Source organism: Flavobacterium sp. PLA-1-15 (genome assembly GCF_049060005.1).
GTDB lineage: Bacteria > Bacteroidota > Bacteroidia > Flavobacteriales > Flavobacteriaceae > Flavobacterium.
In genome coordinates this window covers 11,814-28,020 of sequence record NZ_JBMGQS010000013.1, presented here as the reverse complement: position 1 = coordinate 28,020, position 16,207 = coordinate 11,814, and the positions used below count along the sequence as shown (strand labels likewise).

At 34.9% G+C, this 16,207-nt stretch carries 16 protein-coding genes; 8 read left to right on the top strand and 8 right to left on the bottom strand.

The features are described 5' to 3' along the window. Positions 1-2 precede the first annotated feature (2 nt). From ACI6PS_RS09325 to ACI6PS_RS09310, 4 genes are read right to left on the bottom strand one after another with little or no spacing between them, the layout of a single operon-like run. A complete protein-coding gene (locus ACI6PS_RS09325) occupies positions 3-2,117 on the bottom strand; it encodes a DUF4301 family protein (protein WP_421012292.1) in 2,115 nt (704 codons plus the stop codon). Next, entirely contained in the window at positions 2,081-2,701 is a 621-nt protein-coding gene (gene pnuC, locus ACI6PS_RS09320; protein ID WP_421012291.1) for a nicotinamide riboside transporter PnuC, read from the bottom strand. Before pnuC ends, ACI6PS_RS09325 begins: the two co-directional genes overlap by 37 nt. Positions 2,702-2,748: 47 nt before the next feature. Further along, positions 2,749-3,474 (bottom strand): geranylgeranylglyceryl/heptaprenylglyceryl phosphate synthase, encoded by a 726-nt coding sequence (locus ACI6PS_RS09315; protein ID WP_421012290.1) that lies wholly within the window; start codon positions 3,472-3,474, stop codon positions 2,749-2,751. A 1-nt stretch (position 3,475) separates the two neighbouring features. Continuing rightward, a complete protein-coding gene (locus ACI6PS_RS09310; protein WP_421012289.1) occupies positions 3,476-4,108 on the bottom strand; it encodes a 4'-phosphopantetheinyl transferase family protein in 633 nt (210 codons plus the stop codon). Between the two features lie 237 nt (positions 4,109-4,345). On the opposite strand from ACI6PS_RS09310, the gene ahcY reads away from it, so the two are divergent. After that, positions 4,346-5,662, top strand: a complete 1,317-nt coding sequence (ahcY, locus tag ACI6PS_RS09305) for an adenosylhomocysteinase (RefSeq protein ID WP_421012288.1) — start codon at positions 4,346-4,348, stop codon at positions 5,660-5,662. Positions 5,663-5,740: 78 nt separating this feature from the next. Here ahcY and ACI6PS_RS09300 read toward each other — a convergent pair whose 3' ends face one another. Then, positions 5,741-6,658: an SIMPL domain-containing protein gene (locus ACI6PS_RS09300; RefSeq protein ID WP_421012287.1), complete on the bottom strand. Its 918-nt coding sequence runs from the start codon at positions 6,656-6,658 to the stop codon at positions 5,741-5,743. Between the two features lie 163 nt (positions 6,659-6,821). Here ACI6PS_RS09300 and ACI6PS_RS09295 point away from each other — a divergent pair, with 163 nt between their 5' ends. The 3 genes from ACI6PS_RS09295 to ACI6PS_RS09285 all read left to right on the top strand — a co-directional run bounded on the left by ACI6PS_RS09295 (position 6,822) and on the right by ACI6PS_RS09285 (position 8,832). Continuing rightward, positions 6,822-7,718, top strand: coding sequence for a hypothetical protein (locus tag ACI6PS_RS09295; RefSeq protein ID WP_421012286.1), 897 nt, complete (start codon positions 6,822-6,824; stop codon positions 7,716-7,718). 1 nt (position 7,719) lies between these two features. Next, complete coding sequence (locus ACI6PS_RS09290) at positions 7,720-8,256, top strand: hypothetical protein (protein ID WP_421012285.1); 537 nt, start codon at positions 7,720-7,722, stop codon at positions 8,254-8,256. Positions 8,257-8,343: 87 nt separating this feature from the next. Further along, positions 8,344-8,832 carry a hypothetical protein gene (locus ACI6PS_RS09285; RefSeq protein WP_421012284.1) on the top strand — a complete coding sequence of 163 codons (489 nt, stop codon included), beginning with the start codon at positions 8,344-8,346 and terminating at the stop codon, positions 8,830-8,832. Positions 8,833-8,995: 163 nt separating this feature from the next. On the opposite strand, the gene rpmA is transcribed toward ACI6PS_RS09285, so the two are convergent. Continuing rightward, a complete protein-coding gene (gene rpmA, locus ACI6PS_RS09280) occupies positions 8,996-9,256 on the bottom strand; it encodes a 50S ribosomal protein L27 (protein ID WP_071636208.1) in 261 nt (86 codons plus the stop codon). 22 nt (positions 9,257-9,278) lie between these two features. Beyond that, entirely contained in the window at positions 9,279-9,701 is a 423-nt protein-coding gene (rplU, locus tag ACI6PS_RS09275) for a 50S ribosomal protein L21 (RefSeq protein WP_421012283.1), read from the bottom strand. Positions 9,702-9,976: 275 nt separating this feature from the next. Between rplU and ACI6PS_RS09270 the strand changes: the two genes are divergently transcribed. The 4 genes from ACI6PS_RS09270 to ACI6PS_RS09255 all read left to right on the top strand — a co-directional run bounded on the left by ACI6PS_RS09270 (position 9,977) and on the right by ACI6PS_RS09255 (position 15,315). Further along, on the top strand, positions 9,977-11,302 hold the full coding sequence (locus ACI6PS_RS09270) for a M16 family metallopeptidase (protein ID WP_421012282.1): 1,326 nt from the start codon (positions 9,977-9,979) through the stop codon (positions 11,300-11,302). A 10-nt stretch (positions 11,303-11,312) separates the two neighbouring features. After that, a complete protein-coding gene (locus ACI6PS_RS09265; RefSeq protein WP_421012281.1) occupies positions 11,313-13,352 on the top strand; it encodes a M16 family metallopeptidase in 2,040 nt (679 codons plus the stop codon). A gap of 301 nt (positions 13,353-13,653) precedes the next feature. Further along, a complete protein-coding gene (locus ACI6PS_RS09260) occupies positions 13,654-14,013 on the top strand; it encodes a bleomycin resistance protein (protein ID WP_421012342.1) in 360 nt (119 codons plus the stop codon). 57 nt (positions 14,014-14,070) lie between these two features. Further along, entirely contained in the window at positions 14,071-15,315 is a 1,245-nt protein-coding gene (locus ACI6PS_RS09255) for an erythromycin esterase family protein (RefSeq protein ID WP_421012280.1), read from the top strand. Here ACI6PS_RS09255 and ACI6PS_RS09250 read toward each other — a convergent pair whose 3' ends face one another. Continuing rightward, entirely contained in the window at positions 15,316-16,182 is an 867-nt protein-coding gene (locus tag ACI6PS_RS09250) for a DMT family transporter (RefSeq protein ID WP_421012279.1), read from the bottom strand. Between the last annotated feature and the right edge of the window lie 25 nt (positions 16,183-16,207).

Below are 16,207 nucleotides of genomic sequence, written 5' to 3'. Positions count from 1 at the left end.
AATTATTGTGGCTGATGAGCAGGTTTAAGTAAATCGTTCACTGTTTTTACGGGATTGAATGTAATCAGCGGAACTTCCACAAAAATAGTAATCCATTTTGCCATTGCGCCGTTCCATAATCCTGGCAATTCGTAGGCCTTTAAAGCGCGTCCATCTTTATTTTTCTCTACAATAAATCCGCTGTTGTGATCTACAAATTCAGTCAATTCGAATTTTTCTCCTTTGTAATTTTTTATACCACAAATTAAATCAACCGGATTGAAGTGTGTGGCCGTTTTCATAATCCTAACTTGATCTGGATTATTGGCGTCAACTTGAGAGGACTCAACAATCTGTAACGAAATGTGTCCGTCATTACCTTTAACCCAGAAAGGACCTCCTCCAGGTTCGCCTTCGTTTTTGACCATTCCACAAATGCGAATTGGTCGGTTTAGTATTTCTTTTATATAAATGATTTTATTTTCTAAAGTATATTTCTGAAAATCTGAAACAATACCATTATTAAGCTTGCTTTTCACAAAAGTGACGATTTCATCAATATCCTTTTCAGTAATTTTATTCGAATCTAATTTATTCAAATAAGTAAAAACCTGCTCCTGTAACGTAATTAAAATTCCGGCCAAGGCCTTTTTATACAAGGAAATTTCTTGTATATGATTCTGAATGACATTGTCAATATTTTTAATAAAAATAATATCTGCATCCAGGTTATTCAGGTTGTCAATCAAGGCGCCGTGACCTCCTGGACGAAAAACAAGTTTCCCTTTTTCATCTCTAAAAGGTGTATTTTCGGCATTTACCGCTATCGTATCGGTAGCTTTATTTTGATAGGAGAACTTAATGTTTATTTCAACACCGGATTGTTTCTCAACCTTATGTTTTACGTTATTTATTATTTCTTGAAATGCTATTTGATGCTCCTCTGAAACTGTGAAATGTAAGAATGAAGCATTGTTTGAACTTGCATAAACAGCAGATTCATTCAAATGTTCTTCCACTGGAGTGGCAGTATAATTTTCGTATTTATGGAAAGGTAAAATCCCTTTTGGCTTACTTGCAAAGTTTAAATACTTAGGTGATAATAAGGTTTTTATAAAATAAAAATCCTTCAAATCCTTGTTCCAATGCTTGTAATTGGAATAGTTTTTTTGAAGCACATCATCAATTTCTTCATAAAAAGGATATTTTTCAAGACCTGCTAAAAAGATCGTCAGTGAAGTATCATTTTTTCTATTGATATATGCATTTATGGATTCTTCATTTACCTTAAAATCATTCAAGAATTCTAACAAGAACTTGAACATTCTACTTGCTGCTCCAGAAGCCGGAACAAATTTTTTGAGTTTTAAACTGTCCTTTTTTGAATCAAAAAAACTTTCGAGTCCTTTAAAATCATCAACGGATAATTTCACAATGCCATCATTGACAACCGCTGCCCTATCTAATATGGTTTTAGATATTCCTTTCTCGAAAATAGACAGATGCTTCAAAACCGTATCTATTTCTACACCATAATTGTATATCTGAGCAAAATCTGATGAAGAAAGTCCAGCGGATTTTGCCTTTTCTAAATCGGAAAGGATTTTCAGTGATTTGCTAAAACGTTCTTCGGGTGTTCCTGAAATAATTACAAATGGTTTTTTATGTTCCTTTAATGCGTTTTTAAAAGTATTGAATGTGTTTTCTCTTTCAGTTGGGCTGTCCCTTAAATCGTCTTTTGTCCAAGGAACGTCAATGTCGGTCAGAAAAAACAAATCATATTTGTGCTTTGACGCTGCTTTATCTAAAATAGGATCACAGAAATTATAATGTATTTCCGAAAACACTTTTGTAACCATCAAATTGGTATCGCAAAAAAGGTAATTATTGGCAGTAATGAGAGAATCATTTTCCAATTTTATTTGTCCAATCGCTATTGGAAGTAAATCTTCTGGAGTGCATATTTCTTGCGAAGAATTCCATTTTTCCTGCAAATATTCGCGTGCAAACTCGGGAGTCCAAACTGTTTGAAAGTGGTCTGCAAGTTGCTTTGCTAATGTTGTTTTTCCTGTGCTTTCAGGACCAAACATTGCAATCTTTATTATATCTGTTGGCTGTTGTTTAAGATTTTCCTCCATTCTAAATAAGCTAAAATAGCCAAAATTGTAAAAATTATATATTGTAAAGACAGCATCCCCAATCCTCTATATCCATAAAGTGGAACTGCAATCAAATCGCCAATAATCCACAAAGTCCAATTCTCAATTTTCTTCATTGCCATGTACCACATTCCAGTAAAAAATATCCCCGATGTAAAAATGTCGATATAGTTTTCGGGATTAATTTCCTGGCCAAAAATATGGTACACAAGAAAAGTGACCGCAATAGTAACGAAAAATAATAAAACCCCGATAACTTTTTCACGAGTGGTGGTTCTGGATATATGAATTGCTGGTTTTCCTTCCTTCATCCTCGACCAATTGATCCAGCCGTAAATACTCATTATCGAAAAATAGATATTTATGGTCATATCTGCAAAATAACCTGCTATATAAAGAAGGTAAACCGTCAATACTGTGGCGATTATCCCAGTTGGGTAAACGAGTATATTTTCTTTCTTGGCATAATAAACGCTTATAATTCCAAAAAAGAAAACAATCGCTTCTAAAACAATATCTAAGGTCGTTTTGCTTTTGTAGGCATCAAGAAAAAAATCAATCATTTTGGGTTTAAAATTTGGGTGAGTGAAACTACAACTAAAAATGATATTTATGCTTGTTCTATGTTGAAAAAATTGTTATCATTTTCAAATGCTGTTCCAATAACAACCAAATCCGCTCCATGATCATAAGCTTTTTGGATCCCATCTTGTGATTTGATGCCGCCACCTACAATTAATGGAATTTCTATGTTTTGAGACACCAATTCGATTATTTCTGAAGGTACAGCCAAATTCGCACCGCTACCTGCTTCAAGATAGATCAATTTGTTTCCTAACATTTCTCCGCCTTGAGCCGTATGGAGTACTTCTTCAGGGTTATCTCTGGAAATCGGTTGGGTTTGGCTCACTCTTGAAACTGCAGTTTCGCATCCGCCATCAATCAAGATATAACCAGTTGAAATAATCTCTAGCTTTGATTTCTTTAAGATTGGAACCGCCTTCACTTGATGTTCTATCAGATAATCAGGATTTCTCCCTGAAATTAGCGAAAGAAATAAAATGCCATCGGCTTCATTTGAAATTTGCGAAGGATTTCCGGGAAATAACACCATCGGAAGATTGCAGTTCTCTTTGATTTTCAAAACCAATTCATCTATTTTGTTGGAGAAGACAAGGCTTCCGCCTATAAAAATGTGTGTTGCTGGAGATTGATTGATTTTAGAAACCAAATCATCGATAGATTCCCAATCAATTTTGTCCGGATCGAGTAGAATGGCAAGCAATTTTCTCTTCTCAGATTTTGCTTTTAAGATTTCAGAATAGATCTCGCTCATTTTAATTTTTTTCGAAGGCATATACCAAAGTAAAATTCTCTATTTCTTCGAAATAAATAGTAAACTCTTTGTTCAAATTAGCAAATGTCAATATTGCGCTTGTTTTACCGTCGCTAATTTCAAACGGAAAAACCGAAATATGGTCTTTAAAGCTGATTCCAACTTCATTTTGAATTTTGAATATCGATTCTTTTACGCCCCAAATTACGGTCAGTTTTCGAATGTAATCATCGGCTTCTTTTTCTAGGAAATCAAATTCGGTGTCAATAAACTTATCGGCAATCAAAAGGATTTTTTCACGTTGCAATTCGATATCGATACCGGTATTCTTATTGCTGATTATAATGGAGGAAAAACCAAAAGAATGCGTCACGGAAATATGTTTTCCATCCGAAAGATGCGGTTTTCCAAATTCATCATAATACAAATCAGTATCTGAATATCCAGCATATTGAAGCAACATCCTCACGCTTAAGAATCCTCTTTGGTGCATTTCAGATTTCATGTTATTGAGTCTGATGAGATTTGTATCAGTCAGCAGAACCTGATCAAAAAGGTCCTCGAATGTTTCGGTTATTTCCCAAACGAATATGGTTGTTTCGGAATCAAATGCTGTTGTTTTGTATAATGGCATCTTGTGTACGGGGTTTTAGCCCTGATAGAAGCGGCATCCTTTTTCTCGTTTCTCCCGAAGCTTCGGGACGAGGAAAAGATACAGCGGATAGCAGGAATAGCTTCAAAAAAAATATATTGTTGTTTTTCAAAGCATTAACTTATTAAACATCTATTAAATAATTCTGATTGCTATTTTTAATAAAAAGTAATTCCGTAAATTTGCAAAAATTTTTTAGCTAATACAAATATAAAATAGATGAGTACACAAACTTTGCCTTTTGTAGCCTATAAAGTGAAAGATATTTCGCTAGCGGCTTGGGGAAGAAAAGAGATTGAATTGGCCGAAGCTGAAATGCCAGGTTTGATGGCTTTAAGAGCTGAATATAAAGACGAGCAGCCGTTAAAAGGTGCTAGAATTGCGGGTTGTCTTCACATGACAATTCAAACTGCGGTTTTGATTGAAACTTTGATTGCTCTTGGAGCAGAAGTTACTTGGTCTTCTTGTAATATTTTCTCAACTCAAGATCAGGCTGCTGCTGCAATTGCTGCTGCTGGAATTCAGGTTTATGCTTGGAAAGGTCTTGACGAAGAGTCTTTTGACTGGTGTATCGAGCAGACTTTGTTCTTTGGAGAAGATCGTCAGCCTTTGAACATGATTTTGGATGATGGTGGAGATTTGACCAATATGGTTATCGATCGTTACCCAGAATTGGTTGCTGGAATCAAAGGTCTTTCTGAAGAAACGACTACTGGTGTTCACAGACTTTATGAAAGAATGAAGGCTGGAACTTTGCCAATGCCTGCAATCAATGTAAATGATTCGGTTACTAAATCTAAATTCGACAACAAATACGGTTGTAAAGAATCGGCTGTAGATGCTGTTCGTCGTGCAACTGACTTGATGTTGGCTGGAAAAAGAGTTGTAGTTTGCGGATACGGTGACGTTGGAAAAGGAACTGCGGCTTCGTTCAGAGGTGCTGGTTCTATCGTAACGGTTACTGAAATCGACCCAATCTGTGCGCTTCAAGCTGCAATGGATGGTTATGAAGTGAAAAAATTAGACACGGTTATCGCTAATGCGGATATCATCATCACGACTACTGGAAACAAAGACATCGTTCTTGGTTCTCACTTCGAGAAGATGAAAGACAAGACTGTTGTTTGTAACATCGGTCACTTTGATAATGAAATCGATATGGCTTGGTTGAACAAAAACCACGGTGCTTCAAAAATCGAAATCAAACCTCAGGTTGATAAATATACAATTGCTGGAAACGATATCATCATTTTGGCTGAAGGTCGTTTGGTAAACCTTGGTTGTGCTACAGGTCACCCAAGTTTTGTAATGAGTAACTCATTTACTAATCAAACTTTGGCTCAAATCGAATTATGGAAAAACAGTGCCGCTTACAAAAATGAAGTTTACATGTTGCCAAAACATTTAGATGAAAAAGTGGCTGCTTTGCACTTGGCAAAATTGGGAGTTGAATTGGAAACTTTGAGAGAAGACCAAGCAGCTTACATTGGAGTTGAAGTTCAAGGTCCGTTTAAACCTGAATATTACAGATATTAGTATTAAGATTTTAGTATTAAGTAGTAAGATAAAAACCCTTGGCTGAGAAGCAAGGGTTTTTTTTTATTCAATTTATACTTAAATGGATGTGTCAATTTTAAAGCTTACTGTCAAAGTCATTATATATTGAATCCCTACTTCTGTTTGGTTGGAATTGACTACTTTGTCAAAACCAGCAGTTGAAACACTGTCATAATAATACGTTTTATTTTTCCTGGCGATCTTTTTTAAATATTGATTCCTACTAGCTGAATTTGATTCAATTTCTGCAGACTCGAATGCCTGATAACTTTTATACTGTGTTTTCGGAAAAACTACTGCAAATTCTTCGGTTGCATTTGGAGTTCCTAGAATTCTTTTTCCAAATGATTTAATGTATTTGGCTTTTTTAGCTTCGGCCAATAGCAAAGCATCATCAAAAAGCGCATCATGAATTGCGTTGGAGTTCTCATTATAATATTCAACTTTAATTACATCATGAATTTCATAATCTGATGCGAAAGCAATAATCTTTTCCAAATTATCAACATTTGAAGTGGTGATGATGATGTTCTTTTTGATTTCAAATCCCTTTTCGATTTGTTGTGCATTCAAATCAGCAACTGAATAATCATAAATTTTGGTTTGAGAAATGAAATCAACATATACCGCTTCCTTTTTAATGCCAAGTGTTTTCAATTTATCCAACAAACCGGAAATTCGCGTATTGATTTTTTTATTACAGCCCGACACAGTTTCGTCTTCTTCATTCAAACCTAAAGTAATCACAAATCCATCTGCTTTTTTGTTCATCAATATTTTAACTGTCACAGAAAGCATATTATCATTAACAGAAATTACATTATTTACAGGAAACGTACCATGTTCACTATTATAGTTGCTATTTCGATACACCTGATTGCCACTTACTTGAGCTTGAAGATTGAAAACCGCAAACAAACACAGCACAATAACCGATTGAAATTTTTGGTTTAAAAAAAATACTTTCGTTTTCATATTTATAGATTTTAAAATTAATATGGAGCAATAGTACTTACACTCGCCAAAAATGCTTTGGTAAAACGGCTTGCATCGCACTGTAAAGATTTTTCAATACTTTTACAGTAGGTTTACAGCAAATTATAGCAACCTATTTTTACTTTTGAATGAGTATTTATAAATGAATCCATTAGAAATTTTCCAACTCCTTAAAACCGATGTGCTTTTGACCTACAAAAAGCAACATCCTTATTTTGAAGGAACCTGGAAGACATTTACTTCACAAGACATTTTGAATCTTATCGATTTAATTGAAAATAAGACCAATCAAAGAGTGAGCGAAAAGTGGATTTACACACATCTGAAACCAGAAGATAATCCGAAGTTGCCACGAAAAGATATGTTAGATATTTTATCGCAATTGGTTGGTTATTCCGGTTGGGATGAATACTTATTTAAAAACAAAAAAGAAAGCATTAAGGAAAATAAGTCGATTAAAAGAAAACCGAAAACCGGAATCTGGGTTGTTCTTGGAATTATTTTGATAGGAATTGCAACTTATTTCTTTTATCAATTTAGGACAGAATCAAAAACAATTATAATCAAGGATGCTTTTACAAACAAAAAGATTGAAAGTGACGAAATAAGAGCGACAGTACTTGAAGACGAAAGGGAGAAACCAATTGAAATTGTCAATTCGGAAATAAAAATTTCAAAAGGAAAAACCAAAATCTTATTGAAGAGTCCTTATTATAAAGAAAAAACGATTGTTGTAGATAAAGATTCTCAATCGGATATTGTTTTACAACCAGATGATTATGCAATGATGCTGAAAGCTTTTATGAAATCTGACATTAAAGATTGGCAAACACGAAAAGTGCAACTCCAGAAGATATTAGCTGAAGATGTAGAAGTGATCATTATCTTAAAGGATGAATTGGGTTCAGAATATTTCAATAAACAAGAATTTTCAGAAAAATTGATTGTTCCGAGTGCTTCACTCAAAAAAATGCGACTGATCGACATTCAGCACAATGGCAAAAATGAGATTAACTTCGTTAGAATTATACAAGAATAGTATGCTTAAAAAAGCTTTCATATCAATAGTTTTTTTATTCTCATTTTCTTTTTATGGGCAAAATGCAACAAGTAATAGTTTGATGAGCATTAAGAATAACTTCTCTGAAATTTCCATAAAAGCCTATCAGGAAAGTGCCATTTTGAAGATTGAAGATTATTACAACTATCTCGCATTATTTTCAAATTCTTCCACCTCCGATGCTTTGAAAACAGAGATCAAAACCGCTTTGTTTTCTCTTTTTAAAAATAAACACATCCAAATAATGGATTTTACTCAAGAAGAAAACCCCCAAATAGAATTACCAGATTTACTGGATAAAATAAAAAACAAAAATTATAGTTTTTCAATTTTAAAAACTTCAAATACTTTTGTGTCAAATAATTACTGGGTAACATCTTATGATTTGCAGTTTCGTGAAAACGAGAATAATCACACACTGAAATGCACTCAAAAAGTATATTTTATTCCGACAACAAAACAATTTGGTACAACTGAGAAAGATGTCTGGACAATTAAGTTAGGAGAAATTGAATAAAGTAATATAACATTTTATAATCTAAATGCTGTTTTTTGGCACAAGATTTGTTAAGTTGATTTTAACATTTTAAAACAAAAACAAAAAATGAAAAAGGTAATTTTAAGTATGGCATTTGTAGCAATGATGTTTGCTACTTCTTGCAAAGAAGAAAAAACAGTTACTACAGACGGTGAAACAGTTGTAGTTGAAGAGAATGTTTCTGTTGTTGATGTAGCTGATTTAGAGGCGGCTTATAACGATGCAGTAATTAAATTAGAAGAAGCAAAGAAAAGTGGAGATGCAGAAGCACAAAAATTAGCTCAAGAAGCTGTTGACAATGCAAAATCTGCATGGGAAGCTGCTAAACTAAAAGCTGAAGAAATTTCTACGGATGTAAAAGAAGAAGCTAAAGAAACAACTGAAGAAATTAAAGCGGCAACTAAGGAAACAAAACAAGCTGTAAAAGAAACTGCTAAAGAAGTAGAAAATAAAGTTAACGAAAAAGTTCGTGAAACTAAAGAAGGAGCAGTAAAAGCAAAAGAAGAAGGAAAAAAAGAATATAATAAAGCAGTTGAAAAATTAAAAGTAAACTAATTCTTTATTTTTAGGATAAAAAGGTTTGACAGAATATGTCAAGCCTTTTTTTATGCGAAGATGTTTCTTATGCTCAATTGTAAATTGTTATTTTAATCAAAAATAAGTAATAAAAAAAGCCCAATCGAAAGATTGGGCTTTACAATATCAAAAATCTCGAGTCTTATGCTTCGAATGGAAGGATAGAAACGTAAGATTTGTTATCTCTTTTCTTTTGGAACTTAACAACTCCATCAACTTTTGCATGTAAAGTGTGATCTTTACTGATGTAAACGTTTTCACCTGGATTGTGTTTAGAACCTCTTTGTCTAACGATGATGTTCCCAGCAATTGCAGCTTGTCCACCATAAATCTTAACACCTAAACGTTTCGATTCTGATTCTCTACCATTCTTGGAACTACCGACACCTTTCTTGTGAGCCATGACGTATTGGTTTTAAATGTTATTATTCTTGAGTTTCTTCTTTTTTAGCTTTAGCTACTTTTTTCTTAGGAGCTTCTACTTCTTCTTCAGTTGCTGGAGTAGCTTCTTTTTTAGAAGCAGCTTTCTTAGCACCTGGAAGAGTAATTCCAGAGATTTGGATTTGAGTCAAGTATTGACGGTGTCCGTTTCTCTTTTTGTAACCTTTTCTTCTTTTCTTTTTGAAAACGATTACTTTGTCTCCTTTTAAGTGTTGTAACACTTTGGCTTCTACTGAAGCACCTTCTACAGCCGGGGCGCCTAAAGTGATTGTTCCGTTGTCGTCTAATAAAAGAACTTTTGCAAAAGAAATTGCATCTCCTTCTTTATCAGCCAAACGGTGAACATAAACCTTTAAGTCTTTGCTTACTTTAAATTGTTGCCCTGCTATCTCTACGATTGCGTACATAACAATGATGTTTAGTTAATTTTTAAGGTTGCAAATATACAACTTATTATTATATGTGCAATTACATTGAGAAAAAATATTTATTGGCTTCAAAATCAATCTTAAAAACAACAATTTTCAAGTCGCAATTAAAAAAATAATGACGCATAAAAGCTTTATTTTCTGTTAAATCATCAGTGTATGGAAAAAACAATTGAAAAAAAGTTAATTTTGGCGTAACAAAACGTTCAGTTGGTATACTTATATCAAAATCCAATAACAAATTATTAATCGTTATGAAAAAATCATTAATGGCTTTGAGTTCAGTTCTCATGCTCGGAAGTGTTGCTTCAGCTCAAAAAGTGGCTTTTGAGGAATTCACACTAGAAAATGGTCTTCATGTTATTTTGCATCAAGACAAATCGGCTCCCGTTGTAATTACATCTGTAATGTATCACGTTGGAGCAAAAGACGAAAACCCAGAAAGAACTGGATTTGCTCACTTCTTCGAGCATTTATTATTCGAAGGAACTCAAAACATCGGTCGTGGAGAATGGTTCAAGATTGTTTCTGGAAACGGAGGAACAAACAACGCCAACACATCTGACGATAGAACGTATTACTACGAAGTTTTCCCTTCTAACAATCTAGAATTAGGTTTATGGATGGAATCTGAAAGATTGTTGCACCCTGTAATCAACCAAATTGGTGTTGATACTCAAAACGAAGTTGTAAAAGAAGAGAAAAGATTAAGAGTTGATAATTCTCCTTACGGAAATTTATTCTCTGCTGTAAAGAAAAACATCTTCAAAAAACACCCTTACCGTTGGGCTCCAATTGGTTCTATGGAACATTTAGATGCTGCAACTTTAGAGGAGTTTCAAGCATTCAACAAAAAATTCTATGTGCCTAACAACGCAGTTTTAGTTGTTGCTGGTGATATCGAGTACGATCAAACCATCAAATGGGTAAACAAATATTTTGGTTCTATTAAAAGAGGAGCTGATGTAAAAAAGCAAACTTTTGTTGAAGACCCAATCACTCAAACCATCAGAGCTACTCATGAGGATCCAAACATCCAATTGCCGATGGCAGTTGCTGCTTACAGAACTCCTTCTATGAAAACGCGTGATGCGAAAGTATTGGATATGATTTCTTCTGTATTGAGTGATGGAAAAAGTTCTATGCTTTACAAGAAAATCGTAGATCAAAAGAAAATTGCTTTGGAAGTTGGTTCATTCAACTACAGCGAAGAAGACTACGGAACTTATTTCGTATACGGAATCCCGATGGGAGACAACACTATCGAAAGCTTGGTGAAAGAAATTGACGAAGAAATCTTGAAGCTTCAAACGACTTTGATTTCTGAAAGAGATTTCCAAAAATTGCAGAACAAATTCGAAAACCAATACGTAAACAGCAACTCAAGTGTTGAAGGTATTGCAGAGAATCTGGCTACTTACTACCTTTTATATGGTGACATCAACTTGATCAATACTGAGATCGATATCTACCGTTCTATCACTCGTGAAGAAATTAGAGATGCCGCTAAAAAATACTTGAATCCAAACCAAAGACTTCTTTTGGATTACGTTCCTGCAAAAGACAAAGCTCAAAACTAAGACATACATCATGAAAAAAATAATATTAATAGCAGGCTTGTTTTTAACAGTAATTATGCAAGCACAAGACAGACCACAGCCAAAACCAGGACCAGCTCCTGTAATTAACATTGGAAAACCGCAAACTTTTGAATTGAAAAACGGATTGAAAGTTATGGTTGTTGAAAACAACAAACTTCCAAGAGTTTCCTATAACCTTACCATCGACAATGCTCCTTATGCAGAAGGAAACAAAAAAGGTGTTGCCGATTTGGCAAGCAGCATGATTGGTAATGGAACTAAAAAAATGTCTAAAGACGCTTTCAACGAAGAAATTGACTTCTTGGGTGCTAACATTTCATTTTCTTCAAATGGTGCTTACGGTAGCGGACTTTCTAAATATTCAAATAGAATTTTAGAATTGATGGCTGACGGTGCTTTGAACTCAGTTTTCACTCAAGAAGAATTAGACAAAGAAAAAGCAAGATTGGTTGAAGGCATCAAAAACCAAGAGAAAAGTGTTGAAGCTGTTGCCGGACGTGTTGAAAACGTATTGGTTTACGGAAAAAACCATCCAAATGGTGAATACATCACTGAAGAGACTATCAAAAATGTAAGTCTTGCAGATGTATTAAACGAGTACAATACTTACTTCGTTCCTGCTAATGCTTATTTAGTAGTTATTGGAGATGTAAAATTCAAAGACGTTAAGAAATCAGTAGAAAAACTTTTCGGATCTTGGAAAAAAGCGGCAGCTCCAGCAGTTTCTTACAATGATCCAACGGATGTTCAGTACACTCAAATCAACTTTATCGACATGCCAAATGCAGTTCAATCTGAAATTTCTTTGGTAAATGTTTCTAAATTGAAGATGACTGATCCTGATTATTTCGCTGTTCTTTTGGCCAACCAAGTTTTGGGTGGAGATTTCAACAGCTACTTGAACATGAACTTGAGAGAGGCTCACGGATGGACTTATGGTGCTCGTTCTAGCATTCGCGGAAACAAATATGTAGGTAAATTTACAGCCAATACACAAGTTAGAAACGCTGTAACGGATAGCGCTGTTGTGGAGTTCTTTAAAGAAATCAAAAAAATCAGAAGCGAAAAAGTTACAGATGAAATGTTGAAAAACGTTAAGGCTGGTTATGTTGGAAACTTCGTAATGCAAATCCAAAAGCCAGGTACTGTTGCTTACTATGCTTTGTTGACACAAACACAAGGATTGCCTGCTGATTTCTACGAAAACTACATCAAAAACATTAATGCAGTTACTGCTGACGATATCTTGAGAGTTTCTAAAAAATACTTCTCTGAAGACAAAACAAGAGTTGTGATAACAGGTAAGGCTGCTGACGTACTTCCAGGATTGGAGAGCCTGAAAATGCCAATTTTCTACTTTGACAAGTACGGTAACCCAACTGAGAAACCGGCTGCTAAGAAAGCGGTTCCTGCTGGTGTAACTGCTAAAAGCATTTTAGACAACTACATTAAAGCTGTAGGTGGCGAGAAAGCTGCAAAAACCGTAAAAACTATTTTCTCTACATCTGCAGGAACGGTTCAAGGAATTCCTGTTGTAATGACTAAGAAAGTATCTTCTTCAAATAAATTAGTTGAAGAGCTAACGGGTATGGGACAAACATTAGGTAAAAACCTTTTCGACGGAACTACAGGATATGAGTCTGCTCAAGGACAAAAGCAAGATTATGACGCAGAAAAAATCGCTGCAATGAAAAACCAAGCTTTGCCATTCCCAGAATTGACAATGGCTTCAAAAGCTGGACTAACAATTTCTGGAATCGAACAAATCGATGGAAAAGATGCTTATGTTGTGAGAGATGGCAAATTTGCTTTCTTCTACGATGTTGCAACTGGACTTAAAGTAGCAGATTCAGAAGATTTGGAAGCACAAGGACAAAAATTCACGAAAGTAACTACTTACGGAGACTACAAAGAAGTGAAAGGCGTTAAAGTTCCTTACAAAACAGTAATGAACGTTGGAATTGAAATCGTATTGATTGCATCTGACGTAAAAGTTAACGAAGGAGTTACAGATGCTGATTTCAAATAATCAGACCTAAAATAAATTTAAAAGACCGTCAGCAATGGCGGTCTTTTTATTTTAAGATATATTACATTCAGAAGCAAATCACTTGGATATAAATCAATCCATATTCCTGCCTTCCTTCCAAATCTTTTTATTTTTAAAGGAAAAATAAAAAGGATTTTCCCTCCAGTCAGGGCTAGATTAAAACTAAGGGTATCTTTTAAACATCTCCAAGATTGTAGTCAAATCTACAGATATCCAAAAATCGTTTCTTATGTCTAAATATTTATTACTTTGGATGAATAGAAACCCTAAAAATTTGATTATGCTCACAGCCGTTCATCCTAAATTACCGATGCGTGACAAAAAGGTCACAAAGGATTTTTATCTTAACAAATTGGGTTTTATTCAATCTGGAAACGCAGATTATGATTTTTATTTGATGGTTTGCAAAGAAGGAGTAGAACTGCATTTCTTTTTGTTTGAAGAGCTAAATCCTGAGGAGAATTATGGTCAGGTTTATTTGCGTACGGATGCTATAGACGACTTGTATCAGTCGTTTTTAGACCGCCAGATTGAAATTCATCCAAATGGAAAATTGCAGAAAAAACCATGGGGAATCAAAGAATTTTCAATACTTGATCCGGATAACAATTTGATTACATTTGGCGAAAGCAATTGTTAATTAGATGGGTGTTTTTGTCTTAACTCCAAATAAACAAATTAGCTAATATTACCTACTATGAAATTTAAATTATCGCTTGTATTTTTTTTCTTGTGCACGATTTGTTTTGGACAGCACAACAAGATTATTGAATGGATAAATCAAAATGCGATCTCACTTACAGATACAGATTTCAAGAATGATTTGGCCTTCTCTAAAGAGCGGTTGCATGCAAATTTCATCAATGCCCAGGTTTTTGGTTTTGGTGAAGCGACGCATCACAGCAAGGAATTTTTTGAAGTGAAATCAAAATTTTTCAAATACCTGGTATTGCATCAGGATGTGAAGGTTTTTGTCCTTGAGGAAAGTTTTGGCGCAAGCTATTTTATAAATGAATACCTTCAGGGCAATGATGGCGACCTGAAGGTACTGATGCAAAATTTGCAACAGGGAATATGGCAAAATCAAGAACTCTTCGAATTGATCAGTTGGATGAAATCGTTTAATGACTCAAAAACAAGTGATGAAAAGATTCGGTTTTATGGCAATGACTGTATGTTTAATTACGGCATTACAACCATCCTCAAGGAACAATTGGGCTTACAAAACATGGGTTTGAGTACTGAAGAACAACAGTTGATTGACTTTTATGGAAAATCTTCTTTTTTGAAGGAAGAAAAAAGCATTCTTGAACAAAATTTTAATGCCTTGAAGGAATGGAGCAAAAGAACCAATTCATCTACAAAGAATGATAAACTCCGCAGTGCCTTTACTGCTCTTGAACAGTTTGCAACGTTTTTGATAAAGCCGAGCCAAGAAACCAGAGATTGGTTTATGGCCGAGATTGTAGAAAATTTATATAAGGAACAGCAATCGAAAATTTTTGTGTGGGCGCATAATGGTCATATTAACAAGACGGTGGTGTATAAAGACAAAACACCTTCTATGGGAAATTTATTGCATCAGAAATTTAAAGAAGACTATTATGCGATGGGTTTTGAATTTGGGGTTGGAAAACTTATGGGTTATGATGAAGAGAAAAAGGCGTTTGACTATGTTACTTTAGAAAAGCCGTTGAAAAACACGAATTCGGAATTTTTCTTTGATGCGAATCGTGATGTCTTCTTTATTGATTTTGCAATGGCCAGTCAAGAAGATGTGATGAAGAAATTTTTATCGCAAAAGAGAGACTATATCCAAATTGGAGGTTACGGACTTATTTTAAAATATGTAAAATACAACTATGCTTCTGAGCGGTTGAACGAGATGTACGATGGATTGATTTATATTAAAAAAATCAGTCCTAGGACAGTTTTAAAGTAATTACTTCCTAGCCGATAAATAAACCCCAACCAATACAATAAAACCTCCCAGAAATTGAATAGGAGTTAGCGCTTCGTGATCTAAAACACCCCAGAAAATGGCTACTATCGGCAACATATAAGTAACCGATGAAGCAAAAATTGGAGACGAAATTTGGATCAATCTGAAATACATAATATTCGCAACACACGTACCCATTATAGCCAAAATTGCCACAAAGAACATGGAAGCTTGAACTTCGGATTTGCCTACAATTTCGAAAAAATCGGTACAGCACAAAACGATAGTAGCAGGAACAAGGAGCACGGCAAAGTTTCCTGTCGTGATGCTGAGAGGATTTACATCCGATAGGTGTTTTTTGATCAGGTTGACGTTTATGGAATAGCAAATGGCGCCGAGAATGGCAAGTGTCGCATACCAATAATTCTGTCCGGGATGGTTTACAGCTCCGTTCATAACCAACAGAAGACAACCTACCAATCCTATTATCACCCCGAATAGTTGTCGCTTTTGGAAACTTAAACCAAAGACTAGAGCACCAAGAATCAGAGTCCCAAGTGGCGTGAGTGAATTGAGGATGGCACTAACAGAACTGTCTATTTGGGTCTGAGCGATGGAAAACAGATAGGCCGGGAAAAAAGTTCCCATAAAGGCCGTCAAGGCGATGTATTTCCATTGGTGCTGGCGAATATTCTTCAAGCTATTGAAACCAATTATCAAAAGAAACGTTGCAGCAAATATCATTCGCAGGGAACCAAGCTGAAATGGCGACAGGCCAACGAGTCCGCGCTTGATAAGTATAAACGAGCTTCCCCAAATCAGCGAAAGCAAAACCAGTAGGACCCATTTGGATTGTTTGGAAAGCATAATGATGTTTTTTGTGTGGCAAAAT